Origin of the sequence: Chryseobacterium sp. B21-037 (assembly GCF_028570785.1) — a bacterium.
Lineage (GTDB): Bacteria > Bacteroidota > Bacteroidia > Flavobacteriales > Weeksellaceae > Chryseobacterium > Chryseobacterium proteolyticum.
In genome coordinates, this window is sequence record NZ_JALGCB010000001.1 from 1,647,036 (window position 1) to 1,665,557 (window position 18,522).

14 protein-coding genes are annotated in these 18,522 nt (G+C 34.8%); 7 read left to right on the top strand and 7 right to left on the bottom strand.

Features of this window, described 5'->3' with window-relative positions; translation table 11 throughout:
* Positions 1 to 101: 101 nt before the first annotated feature.
* On the bottom strand, positions 102 to 1,250 hold the full coding sequence (locus tag MTQ00_RS07250) for a hypothetical protein (protein WP_273648276.1): 1,149 nt from the start codon (positions 1,248 to 1,250) through the stop codon (positions 102 to 104).
* 200 nt (positions 1,251 to 1,450) lie between these two features.
* Entirely contained in the window at positions 1,451 to 1,627 is a 177-nt protein-coding gene (locus MTQ00_RS07255) for a histone H1 (protein ID WP_089026768.1), read from the bottom strand.
* Positions 1,628 to 1,987: 360 nt separating this feature from the next.
* Here MTQ00_RS07255 and MTQ00_RS07260 point away from each other — a divergent pair, with 360 nt between their 5' ends.
* From MTQ00_RS07260 to MTQ00_RS07285, 6 genes are all read left to right on the top strand, one after another.
* Complete coding sequence (locus MTQ00_RS07260) at positions 1,988 to 5,329, top strand: DEAD/DEAH box helicase (RefSeq protein WP_273648277.1); 3,342 nt, start codon at positions 1,988 to 1,990, stop codon at positions 5,327 to 5,329.
* A 106-nt stretch (positions 5,330 to 5,435) separates the two neighbouring features.
* Positions 5,436 to 6,350: a helix-turn-helix domain-containing protein gene (locus tag MTQ00_RS07265; protein ID WP_172278741.1), complete on the top strand. Its 915-nt coding sequence runs from the start codon at positions 5,436 to 5,438 to the stop codon at positions 6,348 to 6,350.
* A gap of 91 nt (positions 6,351 to 6,441) precedes the next feature.
* On the top strand, positions 6,442 to 7,647 hold the full coding sequence (locus MTQ00_RS07270) for an MFS transporter (RefSeq protein WP_273648278.1): 1,206 nt from the start codon (positions 6,442 to 6,444) through the stop codon (positions 7,645 to 7,647).
* 232 nt (positions 7,648 to 7,879) lie between these two features.
* A complete protein-coding gene (locus tag MTQ00_RS07275; RefSeq protein ID WP_273648279.1) occupies positions 7,880 to 8,938 on the top strand; it encodes a sensor histidine kinase in 1,059 nt (352 codons plus the stop codon).
* A 3-nt stretch (positions 8,939 to 8,941) separates the two neighbouring features.
* Positions 8,942 to 9,676 carry a LytR/AlgR family response regulator transcription factor gene (locus MTQ00_RS07280; RefSeq protein ID WP_273648280.1) on the top strand — a complete coding sequence of 245 codons (735 nt, stop codon included), beginning with the start codon at positions 8,942 to 8,944 and terminating at the stop codon, positions 9,674 to 9,676.
* Between the two features lie 55 nt (positions 9,677 to 9,731).
* Positions 9,732 to 10,133: a hypothetical protein gene (locus MTQ00_RS07285; RefSeq protein ID WP_273648281.1), complete on the top strand. Its 402-nt coding sequence runs from the start codon at positions 9,732 to 9,734 to the stop codon at positions 10,131 to 10,133.
* A gap of 325 nt (positions 10,134 to 10,458) precedes the next feature.
* Here the strand turns inward: MTQ00_RS07285 and MTQ00_RS07290 are convergent, their stop codons facing one another.
* Complete coding sequence (locus MTQ00_RS07290; protein ID WP_273648282.1) at positions 10,459 to 12,003, bottom strand: tetratricopeptide repeat protein; 1,545 nt, start codon at positions 12,001 to 12,003, stop codon at positions 10,459 to 10,461.
* A 729-nt stretch (positions 12,004 to 12,732) separates the two neighbouring features.
* Between MTQ00_RS07290 and MTQ00_RS07295 the strand changes: the two genes are divergently transcribed.
* Positions 12,733 to 12,906 carry a hypothetical protein gene (locus tag MTQ00_RS07295; RefSeq protein WP_273648283.1) on the top strand — a complete coding sequence of 58 codons (174 nt, stop codon included), beginning with the start codon at positions 12,733 to 12,735 and terminating at the stop codon, positions 12,904 to 12,906.
* A 409-nt stretch (positions 12,907 to 13,315) separates the two neighbouring features.
* Here the strand turns inward: MTQ00_RS07295 and MTQ00_RS07300 are convergent, their stop codons facing one another.
* The 4 genes from MTQ00_RS07300 to MTQ00_RS07315 form a co-directional block, all read right to left on the bottom strand.
* A complete protein-coding gene (locus MTQ00_RS07300) occupies positions 13,316 to 14,119 on the bottom strand; it encodes an SDR family oxidoreductase (protein ID WP_273648284.1) in 804 nt (267 codons plus the stop codon).
* A 16-nt stretch (positions 14,120 to 14,135) separates the two neighbouring features.
* Positions 14,136 to 15,797: an FAD-binding dehydrogenase gene (locus MTQ00_RS07305; protein WP_273648285.1), complete on the bottom strand. Its 1,662-nt coding sequence runs from the start codon at positions 15,795 to 15,797 to the stop codon at positions 14,136 to 14,138.
* Between the two features lie 907 nt (positions 15,798 to 16,704).
* Positions 16,705 to 17,310: a hypothetical protein gene (locus MTQ00_RS07310; RefSeq protein ID WP_273648286.1), complete on the bottom strand. Its 606-nt coding sequence runs from the start codon at positions 17,308 to 17,310 to the stop codon at positions 16,705 to 16,707.
* Between the two features lie 11 nt (positions 17,311 to 17,321).
* Positions 17,322 to 18,455, bottom strand: a complete 1,134-nt coding sequence (locus MTQ00_RS07315; RefSeq protein WP_337249968.1) for a lactonase family protein — start codon at positions 18,453 to 18,455, stop codon at positions 17,322 to 17,324.
* Positions 18,456 to 18,522 lie beyond the last annotated feature (67 nt).

Here is an 18,522-nt window from a genome sequence, read left to right on the forward strand (position 1 = left end):
TAAAGGAAGAAAAGCCTTTATAGGAAAATAATTAAGAAATTAAATGGATAACAATTAAAAAAACAGCTTAAAACAACAGTTTAAATTTTTTTCAAAATTTGTTACTTTTCATTAATAAAAGCCTGCTCCTCAGCAGAAAGTATGATAGCATCTTCTTTCTCCTCTTTTACCGGAACATTTTCCCAGATGTTTTTACTGAAGTCTACTCTGTACGAAAGTCCCTCCTTATTTGACTTTTCAAAAGTATTGTAAATAATTTCTCTGCTGAATTTTCTTTCATGCTTCTTTCCCTGGTAAAAAGCAGAGTATTTTTCACCTTTAAGTCTTACCAAGGCGGGCAGATACATTCCGTCTCTTTTATAAAAATCAAAAGTAAGTGAAGCATCCCCTAATTGGTAATCATACTCTATTCCTCCTGCCATTTTTCTTCTGATTGGCGGATAATTTGTCTGCAGATAATTGACTTCAAAATAAGTAATCACTTTATCAGTCTTGTTATACTTAAGCTCTCCTATGAGCTCAATACCCGTACCGGATTTAACCTTAAAAGTCATCAGCTGCTCATCCCCTTCTTCAGAGATTATTTTCCCTGAATATTTTGAGTTAATACTATTAATATGATTAAGTGTACGGTTCAGTTCGAAGCTAAGAAAGTAATTTCCCATATACTCATGAGAAAATTCATTACTCCCCGGCGAAAAAATACTGTCTGACTTTAAATTTTTCAGGTATTTAACATTATTCAGTTGCATCTGGAGAATCTTGTCATAATTTTTACGAATTCCGTCATTATAATTGTAATGGTTACTTTTGCTCCATAATTTAGCTTCCGTAATAACTAAAAAGCAAAGTTCATCATTATCTGATCTTTTTTCTTTGAATACCACATTATACAAGGAAGGCTCATTATAATATCTTTTTTCATAATTCTTTCTTATATCATTAAAAAGTTTTTTTATATCTATACTTACCATTTTTACCTCTTCAATATTTTTGAATGAAGGTTTCAATTTGATAAAAGAATTAAAACCGGTTACTTTTCTTTTCTGATATCCGAAAGCTGATACTTCAAAGTTTCCTGCGTTCTGCCCAAGTGGAGCATAGCCGTCTTCATTGGTGTAAACAACCTGATTATTAAGAACAATCCTCGCATGAAATATGGCTTTCCCGTTTTCTGAATCTATGACTTTTACTTTTTGCGCGGAAAAAAGACCAAAAAAAAGAATCAAATATAAATAAGAATGCTTCATATGATGGGTGATTAATGTAAAACAACTAACTACACAAATATACCCACAAAGGGAAATAAGACAATACCTTGGTAAAATTTAGTGTTATTTAGCTTATATTTTCAAAATTCGCTAAAACAAAGAGATTGAATATCTGAAAGCATCCATAGAAAAATCCCGGCACAAAAAAAGCCAGCTTAAAAAGCTGGCTTTTAGGAAATTTATTTTTTTGATTCCTCAACAGAAACTTTTCTGAAATCTTTGAACAATTTGCTAAGTTCTAAAGCTGATTTACGAGCTCTTGTTCCAGCTGCTTTGTTTCCTTTTTCAGCTTGTTGGTTTGCTTCAGTTGCGAATGCTTCAAATTCCGCGTTGATTTTTTCAATTAGTTCTTTCATTTATTTTAAAATTTAGGGTGCAAATATAGGTTTTATGGTGATTCCAGCCTAACTGTGATGAAAAAAGTTTACAAAAATTTGAAAAAAAATAATCCTTTATAATACCCAATATAAATTCAAATTTTAGAAGGCGGGTGAAATTTTTAATTTAAAGCTAAATTTTTTCCAATATCCTTTTTAAATTAAGGTTTATCACATAAAAAATTCAAGGACCTTGCATCATTAATACTGTATAAAAATTGCAAAGCATTTTTCAATAGGAAAAGAAGCGGAATTTCAATTTTATAATAAGAGTACACAATTCTTTTTATCTGTTTTTATGTACCTTCGTTTTTTATAAATTATCTGCCTGTCCCAACCATGGAACTGCCAAAAGAATATATATTACGGAATACCCATATCAGCACGCTTTCAGTTTATGAACTTTTAAAGCATACTTCAACGGCAAAATTTATGGAAGAAAAAAACTTCCATGATATTGAACCTGTTGCCCTGGAGATTAATTCGGGGGTTTTTACGAAATCTGTTTCGACAATAGGATTTCCAAATATTTCCGTAAGCCAGGTAGGTTCTTCAATTGTAACGGCATGCTCTTGTGATCAATACGGAGAAAAACTTTGTGAGCATCAGGCAGAGATTATTTATTGTATTCTTGAACAGAAAAATTACAGAATATTCTACGATGCCAATCTAAGACAAAGGACATTGGTTTCACATGCTAAAAGTTTCGGGTTGGAAAATGAACCTGACCTTGACACTTATTTCCAGTTGGAATTACAGAACGGAAAACTCAACATTCAATCCAGGATAAAGGAACTTCTCCAGATAGATGAACCAGGCTTTAAACAAAATCTGCTTCCTACGAGGCAATCGGTTTTAAAGGAACTTGCTATACAAGAAACTGAGAGAAAAAGAATATTGGTTATTGGCAAGCACCGGTATTATAATCATCTCAATTTTTCATTAATGGAAGCTGATACTACCCAAAGCGGTAAGATCAAAAACCCGTTGACCCCTATTCATCCTATGCAACTCGTCTGGAAAGCGGATCAACCTGCTGAGATCAAATTCTATACGGCAATCGCTTCTTTTCAGAATAAATTTAATGAAGAAGCGGACGCAACGGAAATGGAAGCCCTGAAGTTAATTATCCGGAATCCACAGGGACTTGATACTTATTACCACGATCATACTATTTCAGAAGCCATTTCTTCTAAATCCCTGATTCCCGTAAAGCTCAATCTGCTGAAAGCCGAAATTCTGCTTACAGTGTTTAAAAAAGAGCCTTTTTATGAGATTACGGGAGAATTACTATTTAATGATATTTCTCTTTCTTTCAAAAATGTAATAATCCGCCATGATTGTTTCATCTATCATCAGAATACATTGAATCTCATTGACAATCCTGATCTTCTTAGGGTGATCAGATTTTTTAAGTCCAATAATGAGATTCTGCTGATTCATGCATCAAAGTATGAACACTTTTTACATACTGTTTTATCTCCATTAGAGACTCATGTCCAAATCAATTACAGCTACATTCGTACTGCCAGTCCGGTACAGCTTCAGGAAAAGGATTTCCAAATGGAAAAGATCATTTATCTTCACCAGGAAGGCAACTATATCTCCATCACACCCGTAATGAAATACGGATCCGTAGAGGTGGCAGTATACTCCCGGAAGCAATTATATGATACGGATCAGAATGGAAATCTGTTTAAAATTGAACGCAATTACGAAGCTGAAACAGCACTTACATCCATTGTCATGATACAGCATGAGGATTTACAGGACCAACTGGAGGGACATGAATATTTCTACTTGTACAAAGATAAATTTCTGGATGCCGATTGGTTTTTAAGAACTTTTGAAGCATGGAGAAATGAAGGGATAACCATCCTTGGATTTAATGAACTCAAAAATAACAAACTGAACCCTCACTCTGCGAAAATCAACATCCAGGTGACAAGTGGTATCGACTGGTTCAATGCTAAACTAAGTGTTCGTTTCGGAGGTAAAGAAGCTTCTTTGAAACAGGTACACCGGGCCCTTCGTAATAAAACAAAGTTTATACAACTGGATGATGGCACCCAGGGAATTTTACCTGATGAATGGATAAAGAAGATCGACAGGTATTTTCAGATTGGTGATATTGACGGAGAGTTGCTTAAAATTCCAAAAGTTAGCTTTTCGGAGGTTTCGGATTGGTTTGAAAAAGAGGTTTTATCAAAAGAGGTACAGACTGAAATTCATTCTTACTCCAAGCAATTCTCTGTGCTGAAAAAAGCACCTGAAATTCCCGTTCCTGCAGGATTGAGAACTACCCTACGAGATTATCAGAAAGAAGGCCTCAATTGGCTGGGGTTACTCGACCATTATAATTTCGGCGGCTGTCTTGCCGATGATATGGGATTAGGAAAAACTATACAGATCCTCGCATTTATTCTATATCGAAAAGAGAAATATCATTCCGGAACCCACCTGATCATCGTTCCTACTTCCCTGTTGTTCAACTGGCAGGAAGAGATTGAAAAATTTGCTCCTTCTCTTAGGGTATTGATGCATTATGGTCCGGACAGGGAAAAATCAACAAACCTTTTTCAGGATTATGATATCATATTGACAAGTTATGGAATGCTCCTTTCGGACATCCGTTTTCTTAAAACATTTCATTTTGATTATATTTTCCTTGATGAATCACAAACAATTAAAAACCCCAATTCAGAAAAATATAAAGCTGCACGTCTCTTACAAGCCAGAAACAGAATTGTTATTACAGGAACGCCTGTTGAGAACAACACCTTTGATCTGTATGGCCAGCTTTCATTCGCCTCACCCGGATTATTGGGGAGCAAACAATATTTTAAAGATACGTATGCCATTCCCATCGATAAGTTTGAATACAACAAACGTACTATTGAACTTCAACAAAAAATAAATCCTTTTATTTTAAGAAGAACAAAAAAGCAGGTTGCCAAAGAGCTTCCCGAAAAAACAGAAATGGTAATCTACTGTGAAATGGATGCAGAGCAACGTAAAATCTATGACCTTTATGAGCGTGAATTACGCGATTTCATATCCGCTTCCACAGATGATGAAACACTAAAAAACAGCATGCATGTTTTGACAGGTCTTACTAAACTCCGTCAGATATGCAATTCTCCTGTATTACTTAAAGAAGGCTACTCAGGCGATCACGCTGTAAAGATCCAATTATTAACGGAACAGATTGAAAATAAATCAAAAGAACACAAAATCCTTGTATTTTCACAATTTGTAGGAATGCTGGACCTCATCAAAAAAGAACTTGAAAATAAAGATATTCCCTTCGAGTATCTTACAGGACAGACCAGGGACAGAGGTACAAAAGTTCATAGATTTCAGACCGATGACAATGTGAGGGTATTCCTCATCAGCTTAAAAGCTGGTGGTGTAGGACTCAACCTTACAGAAGCTGATTATGTATATCTGGTAGACCCATGGTGGAATCCGGCTGCCGAAAACCAGGCCATTGACAGGAGTTACAGAATAGGGCAAACAAAACATGTAGTAGCCGTCCGTATGGTTTGCACCCATACGATTGAAGAAAAAATACTGAACCTGCAGAAAAAGAAAAGTAAACTGGCTCAAGGACTGATAAAAACAGAAGAATCAAAATTACAAGGCTTCAGTAAAGCAGATTTGCTGGAAATTTTAGAATAGTCTGACGGCATTTTCTTCAACCTCCTTTCTAATTTTACACAATACACATTGCTTGCAATATCTGTCGTTAGGTTTTCGTATCTTTGATTTTTATAATTTTAAAGTTATGAGCGATCGGCTGGAAACCATTGAAGACTATTACAGAAATATCAGAGAAAACCAATTAAAAATGTTTGATTCTCACGATTTTGAATTGGGGAAATCACACTTTAATATCTCTATGCGAAGATATTGCAGCTTCAAAAGCCCGTACAATCGTCGTGATTATTACAAAATAAGCTTCATCATCGGTAAAGGAACTTTTAAATATGGACAACAGGAATTGTATGTAGACCGTCCTGCTTTGTTTTTTCCCTCTCCAAATATTCCTTATTCATGGGAATGCGATGGGGATCTGCAGGAAGGCTACTTCTGCCTTTTCAATCAGGAATTCTTTAACGGAAGTTCGGAATTCAAGCTATTTAAGAAAACATCATTATTTAAGGAATGGAGCATGCCTATTGTATTTTTGACAGAAGAACAGACTCAGTTGACAACGGTGTATTTTGAACAAATGTACAAACTCAATAATTCAAATTATCCGTTTCGCTGCGGAAGCATTAAAAGTCATCTGGCATCTGTCCTTCATCTTGCCCTTGAAAACCGCGTAGAAGACGTTGATCCTGATGAACTTCCGGCAAATGTACGCCTGTACCGTCTTTTTGACGAATTGCTCAACAAACAGTTCCCTTTAGATTCTCCTGCCTATCCGCTTGCCCTGAAAACCGCATCAGATTTTGCCGAACGCCTTAATGTACACGTCAATCATTTGAATTCTTCTGTAAAGTCCGTAACCCAGCTTACTACCACACATATTATTAAGGAAAGGATGTTTGAGGAATCTAAAAACCTTTTAAAATACACCAACTGGGATATTGCGGAAATCGGTTACACTTTGGGATTCGATCAACCCTCTCATTTTAATAATTTCTTCAAAAAATATTCAAATACCTCGCCGCTCAAATTCAAGCACGCGATTTAATTCTTTGAATTTTGTAATTTTTTCTTTGTCTTTTAAAATTGATATCAAAAATTCCCGGCTTATTTTTGTATCATTAAAAAAGAGATGAATTATGTTGAGAGAAGCATCTGAACAAAGGATCAGATTGATCACCATTATGGCTTTTATATCCATTCCATTATCGGGGTTTGTTACAGATATATATCTGCCCTCCTTCCCCTCAATGGCTAAAGGAATGCATGTTTCTGAAAAAGATATACAAATTACCCTTACCTCCTATTTGCTGAGCTACGGAATTTCCCAATTATTCGTGGGAGGAATTTTGGATAGCATCGGCCGGTATCGCCCCAAGTTAATCGCATTGTTTTTATTGGTAATTACAAGTATTCTAATCACCATGACCAATAGTATTTTACTGATTTGCCTTCTCCGTATCCTTCAAGGGATAGCCGTATCAGTGCTGGTGGTCGCTACACGGGCTATTTTTGTTGATATTTATGATGCGGAAAAAGTAAAACATTATCTCAGTTATTTTACAATTGTTTGGTCCTTAGGTCCGATTCTCGCTCCTTTTCTTGGTGGATATCTGGAAAAATTATTCAACTGGCATGCTAATTTTTACTTTCTGGCTTTTTATGCCGGAGCCATACTGCTATTTGAATGGTTTTTTAGTGGAGAAAGTCTTCCACAAAAAAAGAAACTCAATTTTTCTGAAAACATCAGCTTGTATAAAATGATGCTCCGGAACCGTATTTTTATGCTGGGCATTATTATTTTAGGATTAAGCTACTCGATTGTTATGCTATTCAATATCACGGGTCCCTTTATTATCGAAAATACTTTCCATTTTACCCCTGTTGTTATCGGATACTGTACACTAATCCTTGGGTTCTCCTGGATGATCGGTGGGTTTATCGGTAAAAAAAGAGTATCATTAGGCTTTAAAGCAAGAATACTGCAACCTATCATATTACAATTAACTCTCATTACGGGACTCATTATTATAAGTTATTTTTCTGAAAGTTTATATATCATGATCCCTTTTGCATTTTTTATTCATATCTGTTCGGGGATTCTATTTACTTCATTCTTCACAACAAGTATGCTTTATTTCCCTAAGAATGCAGGGACTGCCGGTGGACTGATGGGAGGACTGGTGTATATTATTACTTCGGTTACAAGTTTCATTATCTCCGTAAGCGGAACTGTTAGTTTACAGAAAGATCTTTCCTGGCGGTATCTAATTATTGCAATAATCCTTCTGGGTATTATTCTTACCATGAACCACACTTTACAAAAAGAAAAAGCAGAGAATTGATCTCTGCTTTTTTATTTTCATACCTGCTGATTATAAAATAACCCGAATCAAATTGTTGATGCCGGGAATACAATTGTTGATGGATAATGTTTTATGCTAAAGAGTATATGAGTTAATATTGCACTGTCAAAATAAAATTATTGTAATTTCATAGAGAATACGGAAACTTATATTTCTTATTTCCCTATTTAATTAAAATCTAATTATAAAAAGCTCAAAATAAAGTATATTCATGATAACGTTCGCCAAAAAACAATGGAAGCAGATAATGATCATTCTAATGATCTATACGACGTGGAGTGTGGCGGCATTTCTATTTCTGATCCGACTACAGGGATTGGAGACCACCCTGAAACAATTCGGAACAGGAAGTCAGCTTTATATTAATTTTATTCATACTGTTGTAAAGGGAACCATTGTATACTATATTCTTATTTATCAGTTACTGATCCCTCTAATAAAAACCAGAAACTGGAAGAAAGCAATTTTACAAGGGCTTCTTTTCTTTACCATACTGACCATTTATGAATACATATGGAATTTCCAGATTCAAAACCCTAAACCCACAGATCCAAGTTACGTTTCACCCAACGTATTCTTTCTCACTGCTGCATTACTTGATCTTGTTATCATTTTGATAGCCGTCTTTTTTGCCACGATAATAACTTCCAATGAAATGCGTAAGCGTAAAGAAGAGCTGGAGAAGGAAAAATTAAAAGCCGAACTTGCTGCCATAAAATATCAGATCAATCCTCATTTTATTTTCAATTCGCTAAGTTTTATTTATACAAAAACCCTTAAAACAAGCCCGGAGGCAGCCCATGCGGTACATCTTCTTTCAGAGATTATGAGCTATGCTCTGGATGATTGGGATGAACTTGGAACAGTGCCTCTTGCATTGGAAATTGATCATATGAAAAAAGTAATAGAAATGAATCAGATCCGGTTCAATCATATGCTAAAAGTAAAGTATCATCAACATATTGAAACCGATGAAGCTTACATATCTTATGTCCCGACTCTGGCATTGGTTACTTTGGTGGAAAACGCTTTTAAGCATGGGGAATTGAATGATGAAAAAAACCAGGTAACCATTGAGCTGGAAGCCACAAAAAATAAGATCTATTTCCTTGTCAGCAATAAAAAAAAGAAAGGCCCCAAAGAACCCTCAAAAGGAATAGGATTAAGCAATGTGAAGCAACGTTTACAACTCATGTACGGTGATAAGCATTCCTTTGCTGTTAAGGAAGATGAAAACTATTATTTAAATGAAATAACCATTAATCTTTAAATTATGATTAACTGTATTGTCGTAGATGATGAAGCGCACGCAATAGAATTACTTGCATTGCATATTGAGCAAACACCATTTCTGAAACTTGTAGGTTCTGCTATGAATCCGGCAGAAGCTTTACAAATTTTGAATACTACGGAAGTGGATCTCATTTTTCTAGATATTCAGATGCCGGGTATGTCAGGAGTTGAATTTCTACCATTACTAAATGACAGGTATAAAGTCATCCTCACTACCGCTTTCAGAGAGTATGCTTTAGACGGATTCGACCATAATGTTGTAGATTATCTGCTAAAACCAATTTTCTTTCCACGGTTTTTACAGGCAGTACAACGGGCGCAGGAAATCATTTCTTTATCTACAAAAGATGCAGAAGACGATTTTATCATGGTTAAGACAGAATATAAAGGAAAACTAATAAAAATTAAAACCCAGGATATTGTATACATAGAAGGAAAAGGAAAATATGTATGCTTTCATACCAGAGATGGAGAAGAAATCCTGGCATTATTAAATATCGGTGGACTTGAAAATAAATTACCAGGTGATCATTTTCTCAGAATACATAAATCATTCATTATTGCAGTCCCTTTTATTATGATGATCCATGGAAATTTAGTCCAACTCGAATTTACTAAAAACCAGATACCAATCGGGCAGACTTACCGCGAATCTTTTATGAATCAAATGCTGGGTAAAGTAATTACCAATAAAAAAGAAGAAGGCCCGGAATAGGATTACAGACAATAAACCAATATATACACAAACAATCAATTTATAAATCAAAAAAATGAGAAAATCATTATTAATCCAATCCGTTGGAGTTTTAGCCCTTTCACTGGCAACATCATGTGCACCTTCCTATTTTGGGAAAACATATGCTGCCACACAAAACGTAGATGTTTATTTTGATGCTGCTGATGTAAAAAGAGAGCATGAAACAATGGGGACAACAGAAATCAATCAAGGTTTCAGTTCCATGGATGCTATGCAGCAAAAAGCGATTGAATTAGGCAAGTCACGAGGTGCAGACGGTGTTATTATGAAGCTTACAGAAGAGGTTACGGGAAGTTCGAAAAGCGATTTTGGAAACATGAAGAAAGGAAGTAAAAACAATACTTATACCGGTGGGTCGGTAACCACTAACATGAAAGTAAAAAAGATACAGGCTACTTTCATTAAGTATAAATAAGCCAAATGTCCTTCATTCTTATCAGGCTGCTCCTCTGGCTTCTTTCGCAGGCTTTATTTTAAAGATTAGCTGCTTTTCATTTATTTTTTTAATCGTTCAACATTATTTAACAGTTTACAACAAAACTGCAGGAAAAGTAATGTCCGAAAATTAATAAACGTCCCCCAGACAAAACAATGAAAAGCACGTGAAGCCAGTAGAGCCAGCCATCTATATGATAAAGCTCTCCTTATCGTTTAAATAGTCGTTTTCACTATAAACAATTCAGATTGTTTTCATCCGAAGTCACCTGTGGCTTCGGATTTTGATACAACGACCTGTTCCTTTAATTAATAGATGATAGTACCATATATAGCTCATTTTGATTTTTCAGCTCCATCTTTTTATTGATCCTGTATCTTCTCGCTTCAGCTGCTCTGATTGTAGAATTGGCATATTGAGATATTTCCTTAATTCCAAAATTCATCTTCAGAAGCGTACAGAAGTTGATATCCGAAATATTCAGATCAGGGTATTTACTTTTCAGGGTAGGATAAAAATTAGGATATATTTTCTGGAACTCTATGTAAAATGCATTGATATCTTCTTTAGCTAAAAGTATCAGTTCTTTTGTATTTTCTGATTTTGCATTTGAAATGTTATCCTTTACAGTTTCCGTTTCAGCTTTTTCGAGGTTAATGATATCTGCCGGCACTTCATCTGGTATTTTATTCTGAATAGAATTATCCTCTTTATTTCCTTGTTTCTTTTTATAATAAAGGAAACCAAAAAGAGCTGCTAAGAGAATAACACCTGCACCAATAGCAATATTTGTTGGTTTTGATGACACCTCTTCTACATTGTCAGAAACCTTACCATTTATTTTATTAATAAAATTTACATCCCCTGATTTTTTCTTTACCAGATCAACGCTATCTATGATCCGTTTATACTTTTTTGAAAAATAAGTAGATTGTTCATAATCTTTCAATCCTTCATATGATTCAGCCATCATGGCATACACCTCATACTGCTCATATCGGTTATGATCTTTTTGGGAGTCCATAATAGCCCTTGAAAAATAACTAATAGCTGCAGGATAATTCCCGGATTCTTTTTCAACGATTCCTTTATTTATTAAATTCTGGATGATAAATCTATCGTCCGGAAATGAAGCAAGAAACTGATCTGTGATAGCGATATACTTTCTGGCTTCATCTACTTTTTTAAAGCGTGCGAGGGAACCGGCCAGGGACTCAAGTGTACAGATTGTGGTTACCTTCTTCAATCTGCTTTCATTACCTATTTTTAGACATTGTGAATAAGCAAGTTTTTTAAGTCTGACAACCTCTTGCTTGGTACTTTCATTAAAATTTTCACTAATCGTCAATAGCTCAGCCTTTGCCACTGTGATGTGTATATCATTAACCAGCTTATCATTCTTTATAGTAACAAGTTTATTATACTCCTGACATTTATTTAAAATTTGTTTTGCAGCACTTAGGTGATCAAGCTGTAAGAGTACTTTATGATAAGATAACAAAATGCGACATATCATATTGTAATCATTTTGTTTTATCGCCAGATCAACACCTTCATTAATTTTGGCCAAAGCCGCATCAAAATCACCATTAAGTTGATATATCCTAACTTCTTCAAATATTGAATAAACTTGCCCAGGGTAAAATTTCTTTTCACGGGATAGATAATAAAGAACAATAGCATTCTTAAGCGTGAGTCCTGGATTATTATCTCCTGTTATATAATTTTTTTCCAACAACCGGCTTACACTATCAATTTCTTTACTGCTATTCTGTGCCCCGGTATTACTACAAAAAATAAAAAAAACAATAAAGAATGTGGATGTTTTTAATACTTTATTTATTAGCATGTTTCTAAATTAATTAAATATATACAATTGGTAATTATTTTACAGGACTATTGACTGCTTTTCAATACAACTCAATCCCTGTATATTTTGTGTATTTATATGTTTTTCCATTTAACCAATTTACATTTATGACCACAATCAATCATATAAAAAAATGCACTTACACAAATATACATAAATTAACACATCTCTGCACAATAGGCGCTTTAAGGTTTGTTTATAAGTTTTTTCATTATAGTTTTGTGACAGGAAATTATTTAAATCAGAAAGTAAAATAAAACAACAAAAGATCAACTTCAATAAAGATCACTTTAAAAAAAATTAACACAATCTCTTAATTTAACTTAAAAAAAACACAAATGAAAAAAAAATTGCAGTTAAACGCTAAAAAATACATTTAATTACTGATCATCAAAAAATTTCAAGAAGATATATAGTTTTTCTAATAATAAGCAAAAAACACAAATGATGAGAAAAAGTAATAATAAGTCAGTTTTTTATAATTGATTATTCTTTGAGACTTCAAGATAATCATTAATTAGTGTTAATAGTTTTAAACTGTTTTTTATCCGGGGCCAATTGGTCCCGGATTTTTTTAATGACTATTTAAATAATAATGTGTGATTTTTTCTTAAATCAAAAGCAGAACCTGTATTATTTCGTTTTCTTACAATAAACGTGAACAACAAATCGGTAGCTTCGTGTATCAAAATATTCAAAAACAACATTATGAAAAAGTTTCTCTTTAGTGTTTTAGCTTTATTAACAGCGCTGCTCCTGATCATTGGCATATTAGAACTTACCAGTTCTTATAAAGTTTCAGAAGATATCAACCGAAATGCTCCTGTTCAGACCCAACAACATATCAGATTCACAACTGGACATTTGTTCCGAATGGTGTAAACACGACCGTTGTTGTAGATGAAAGTATGGAAGGGTGGCTTGTTACCATGATGCATAAAAAATTCCAGAGCCATCTGGAACATTCTTTACAGGAATGGTTAAGAAATCTAAAAATACAAGCCGAAAAATAGTTTTTTTAATAAAAAAAACCATAATTATTCTACAGATAACGAATAATTAACAAAAATAATGACAATTAATTTTAAAATCTTTATATCTTTATAGTCTAATAACCTGTGTTATTATAATCTCAACAGTTTATATACCTCTCGCTTACCCGGGAGGTTTTATAAAACTGACTACTTCCACTCTGGATTACTACAAAGAATTTATCTCACCTGGTATGAAACAGGATATATAGCCTACCTCACATACATTCTTGATCAATTGGAATTGCCTGTACGATTTTTTAAACTACTTTCGCTTTTCTGGTAATCCTGGCCAGCCATGCGGGGAAAAATCTTTTAAGAAAAACACCCAGAACTTCCTTGCCTCCTATCGCTTTCTGGTATTTTTTCTTTTCAATCGCACGAAGCATTTTTCTGGCAAAAACGTGAACCGGCATACCATTTTGGGTTGCATTATCCATGGTTCCCTGTGAAGATCCGTCTCCGGTTACGGCATTCATTGAAATATTGGTTTGTATAAACCCCGGACAAATAATAGTTATCAGAATATTTTCTTTGTATAATTCTGCCCGAAGAGCATCAAAAAAGCCATGCAAAGCATGTTTTGCTCCCGCATAACCACTCCGCATCGGAGCCCCGAAAATACCCATAAGGCTTGAAACAACAGCAATTTGTCCTCCTCCATTCCTGATCATGTAAGGAATTATTGCTTTGGTAAGGGCCACTGTTCCAATATAATCTATGTCTATCAGACGTTTATCAACTTCAATATCAGTTTCCATTGCCAGAGACCGCTGAGACAATCCTGCATTATTAATAAGAAGATCAATACTTCCGAATTTTCCAGCTGCCTCTGCTGCAACAATAGCCATATTCTTATAGTTGTAAAGGTCCAGTGGTAATACCGCGTACCGATTTTTGGACAGCTTTGCTTTTTGCGCAACTGCTTCCAGCTGATCTTCTTTTCTGGATGAAAGAATTATTTTTGCTGTAGTCTTTGCAGCCAGCTCCATTACCAATGCTTCTCCTATTCCGGAAGAAGCCCCTGTGATCCAAACTGTTTTATCATCAAAGTAGGTGCTCATGATATTGTTCTTTATCTTATTTCAGCCCGGCAATATATTTTCCGGCTTTCATTCCTGAAAAAATACAGCCTCCTAAAAAGGTTCCTTCCAGGGCTCGATAGCCATGCATTCCTCCCCCTCCGAAACCTGCAACCTCCCCAGCCGCATAAAGTCCTTCTATTATTGTATCATCTTCTCTTAAAACCTGTCCATTCAGATTGGTCTTAATCCCTCCTAACGTTTTTCTTGTCAGAATATTAAGCCTTACCGCAATTAAAGGTCCGTTTCGTGGATCCAGTATCTTGTGTGGTGTGGCTACTCTTCCCAATTTATCTCCAAGGTATTTTCTGGTACTTCTTATGTAATTCACCTGTGTATCTTTTGAAAACGAGTTATCCAATTCTCTGTCCCTGGCTTCGATCTGAGATTTTACCTTTTCATAATCCAAAAGATGATCTCCGGAAAGTTCATTCATCCTTTTAATCAGATCCTGAAGATTATCCGATACAATAAAATCTTTTCCATGTTCTTTAAAAGCTTCCACAGGACCTGGTGCTTTTTTCCCAAAGATTCTTTTAAAAAAAAGACCGTAATCCTTATTTGTAATGTCAGGGTTTTGCTCGGAGCCAGAAAGGGCAAACTCTTTTTTAATGATTTTTTGTGTTAAAATAAACCACGAATAAGAAAACCCAGTATCCTGTATGTATTTCAGGGTTCCCAATGTGTCAAACCCAGGTAAGAAAGGCGCTGGAAGCCTGTTTCCATTCGCATCAAACCACAGGGATGAAGGTCCCGGTAATATCCTGATCCCATGATCCGGCCAAATAGGATTCCAGTTTTGAAGACCTTCCGTATAGTGCCACATCCGATCCCTGTTGATGATATCAGCTCCGACATTTTCAGTAATCCCTATCATTTTCCCGTCTACATAAGCAGGAACTCCAGATACCATTTTTTCAGGAGCTTTACCTAATCGTTGCGGCCAGTTTTTGCGCACCAGTTCATGATTAGCTCCTATTCCTCCGGAAGCAATAATAATATGGGGTGCACTGTATTTGAATTGTGAAACAACAATTCTGCTGGTTGCCTCACCTCTTTCTTTATTGTCATTTTCAAGAATGTCTCCTTCAATGCCTGTGACCTTACCATTTTCTGTAATAAGGCTGGTAACGCGATGCCTGAACCTCATTTCAAGAAGCCCTTTTGCTTTTGCTTCGTAAGCCTTTTCTACAAAAGGTTTTACAACCCCGGTCCCAGTGCCCCAGCTTACATGAAAACGAGGAACGGAGTTACCATGCCCATCCGCGGAGCCATCTCCTCTTTCTGCCCACCCCACCATGAACATCAGCTTAATTCCCATTTTAGAAATATAATCATACTTTTCGTTAGCTGCGAAATTCAGATAGGCTTCTGCCCATTGTTTCGGCCAGTAATCTTCTTTACGATCAAAACCTGCTGTTCCCATCCAGTCCTGTTTCGCCAGTTCATAAGAGTCCTTAATTCCTACTCTTCGCTGCTGAGGAGAATTAATCAGAAAAAGACCACCAAAAGACCAGAATGCCTGTCCTCCGATATTCTGTTCTGTCTCCTGATCGATCAATAATACTTTTTTTCCGGCGTTCGTTATTTCCATAGCAGCAGTAAGTCCTGCCAAACCAAAACCTACGATAATTGCATCTGGTTGAAATTCATTGTCCATTGGCGGTAAGTGTAACAAAATTCTATTAACTAAGATAATAGATTTTAACATTATAAAGCGTCAATTATTTTCAGCTTTACTAATTTTATTCCACTTTTATTATGTTTTGAATATTATATGACAAAAGACTTTAATGATGTAAAAGTTGGGATTTAGAAGTAAAAAATATAACAAAAGAAAGGGACCACTTTTGTTATAATACTTAATTTGATATAGTTAAATCCCTTATTATTCAAAAAATATTCGATAAAAAAACAGAAGAATAAAAAAATATATACCACACAACCACTTTAAACACGGGTTTTCCTGTATTTTCTTTATTTTTTACAAAATATTATTTCATATGCTCCGTTTACTATGCACGTGACTCATGTTTGAGTTTCATGGTTATTAGTTTTTATCCTCAACTTAGGTTGAGGATTTTTTATTATATTTGAACTTCTTGTGATTTAATCACATTTGTGTTTTTTTTAGGCCTTCTCCGGAAGGCTTTTTTATTGTCTATCGCCCTACTGTTTCCCATTTCGGACTACTTATAATAAATAATAAGAGGCTGTCATTTAAGACAACCTCTTGTATTGGTTATTAGTAAATACCCCCGACAATCTAAATTTTAGCAAATTCGTTCAGTTTACTTACTGGTTAAGTTTCGGCTAAATTACAAAAATTCATTAATTAGTGACAAATTATTATCTTTAATCTACCATTAATAAATAGTTACGCAAGTAATTTAATTCACTATAATATGAAATAAAAAGCATAATATTTACATTTTCTCATTAAAAATATTGGTTAAGCTTTTCCTCTTCAATATCCAAGAGAGATATTTACGAATTCATTTTTTGAAGGATATGTCTATTATCAGAATGATTACACTGAATAATCGGTATGAAATATTGATTACTCATTATTTACTAATGATATTAACTGGTTTTCTAAAAGGACTTTTATCTTTTAAATATTGCTTTTCTTCTTCTGTCAGGCCACTCGTTGCCAGTCCAATACTACCCGATATTTGTTCATTTTGATGATAATACGCAAATTCAATACTGTCAATTTTTACTAATTTATCTATTCCCACATTAGTCATGTCTATCAGGTGGCTTTGATTTATTTCACCATTGATAATTTGTCCTATTAGAAAAAAGGGCCTATTGGTAATTTCTAAAACAAAATCAAGTTTAAACTGAGCTGTTACTACATAATCCCATCTATATTTGCAATACCTGCATTGCTTTGCTTTTGGTGTACGCGCAAGTTTTCCGCATTTTGGACAATTGTTAAAAAATACTTTTTCAGGGTATTCAGATATAATCCTGGTTGCTACATTTAATCTAATCTTTTCATGATCATATTCTGAAGGCTCATCTGATTTTAGTTCTCCCAAATCTCCCGTTTGAATATCGGAAAAAGACATGAATGAATACATGCGATAAGTTAAGATTAACTTTTCATGATCAGTCATTAATTCGCTGAAATACGCTATGATATATCTGGCTGTTTCTTTGTCCATAAAGTAAATTATTAGAAACGAGAGTGGTATTTTTTTATCTTCACACAAGATACCCCTTTTATTTTTAGCTTCCTTCCTACTTTCTGCAGCAATCCCGTTTGCTGATTGCGTCTGAACACAAAAACATTTCCACTGGCAGCATTGGTCACGATTAAAAACTTCCCTTCTTCATCTATTTCAAATACTCTTGCCTGTTTACCAAAAGTGGGCTGATATCCTACAGTTTTTAAGGTACCATTTTCAAGTATTGAAAAAATAGCAATATTATTTTCATTACCCCTGTTTGAAGCATACAAGAACTTTCCATCAGGAGAAATATGAACATCTGAACTTTCAAAATTATCTATTACTTCATTTTTATGGGTACTGATTCTTTGGATGTTTTCTAATTTTCCGTTTTCATAGGAATACACATCAATCGCCCCGCCTAATTCTTCGATACAATACGCAAATTTACCATTAGGGTGAAAGGTGAAATGCCTGGGTCCCGTTCCCGCCATAGTAGGAATAAAAGCAGGTTCAGCATCATCCATTGGTTGAACCGCATCATTTTTAAATTGATAAATCCTGATCTTATCCGCACCCAGATCAGAAGCAAATACATAATTAAAGTCCGGTGAAAAAACGGTTGAATGAATATGAGAACGGTCCTGTCTTTCAGGATTGACACTTCCTTCTGAAAACTGGAACCGTTGGACCATCGGATAGATCTTTCCATTATCTGAAATTGGATATACAGAAATACTTCCTTCCGTATAATTCCCATTCAACAACCATTTACCATTTTTGTGAACAGTTACATAAACCGGATTTTCACCACCACTCTTTTGGCTATTGATAAAATTAAGTGTTTTTTTGGCAGGATCAAATTCAAAACTGCTTACACTGCCGGCATTGGGTGTTTTACTTTCCGTACAGGCAAAAATGTATTTTCCATTGGGCGACAGGGTGATATAGGATGGATTCAGGATATTCTTTGTTTTGACTACTTTTGATAATTTCCCGGTATCTGTATTCAGCTGATATACATAGATTCCATCAGCTGCTTTGTCACGGTTAAAAGATCCAAAAAAAACATAGGTGCTTTGAGAATACATATTAATCCATCCTGAAACAGCAATGGCTATACTTATAATTTTTTTCAATTTACTTTTGCTATGCTAATGAGTTTAATAAAACTATACGATGCTTGATTCAAAACTACATCTTTTT

Bases quoted from the DNA above. Each gene is read 5' to 3' on its own strand.
- MTQ00_RS07295 (WP_273648283.1), top strand. From the start codon at position 12,733: ATGAAAAAGTTTCTCTTTAGTGTTTTAGCTTTATTAACAGCGCTGCTC.
- MTQ00_RS07310 (WP_273648286.1), bottom strand. From the start codon at position 17,310: ATGGACAAAGAAACAGCCAGATATATCATAGCGTATTTCAGCGAATTA.
- MTQ00_RS07290 (WP_273648282.1), bottom strand. From the start codon at position 12,003: ATGCTAATAAATAAAGTATTAAAAACATCCACATTCTTTATTGTTTTT.
- MTQ00_RS07305 (WP_273648285.1), bottom strand. From the start codon at position 15,797: ATGGACAATGAATTTCAACCAGATGCAATTATCGTAGGTTTTGGTTTG.
- MTQ00_RS07285 (WP_273648281.1), top strand. From the start codon at position 9,732: ATGAGAAAATCATTATTAATCCAATCCGTTGGAGTTTTAGCCCTTTCA.
- MTQ00_RS07280 (WP_273648280.1), top strand. From the start codon at position 8,942: ATGATTAACTGTATTGTCGTAGATGATGAAGCGCACGCAATAGAATTA.
- MTQ00_RS07250 (WP_273648276.1), bottom strand. From the start codon at position 1,250: ATGAAGCATTCTTATTTATATTTGATTCTTTTTTTTGGTCTTTTTTCC.
- MTQ00_RS07270 (WP_273648278.1), top strand. From the start codon at position 6,442: ATGTTGAGAGAAGCATCTGAACAAAGGATCAGATTGATCACCATTATG.
- MTQ00_RS07265 (WP_172278741.1), top strand. From the start codon at position 5,436: ATGAGCGATCGGCTGGAAACCATTGAAGACTATTACAGAAATATCAGA.
- MTQ00_RS07260 (WP_273648277.1), top strand. From the start codon at position 1,988: ATGGAACTGCCAAAAGAATATATATTACGGAATACCCATATCAGCACG.
- MTQ00_RS07255 (WP_089026768.1), bottom strand. From the start codon at position 1,627: ATGAAAGAACTAATTGAAAAAATCAACGCGGAATTTGAAGCATTCGCA.
- MTQ00_RS07300 (WP_273648284.1), bottom strand. From the start codon at position 14,119: ATGAGCACCTACTTTGATGATAAAACAGTTTGGATCACAGGGGCTTCT.
- MTQ00_RS07275 (WP_273648279.1), top strand. From the start codon at position 7,880: ATGATAACGTTCGCCAAAAAACAATGGAAGCAGATAATGATCATTCTA.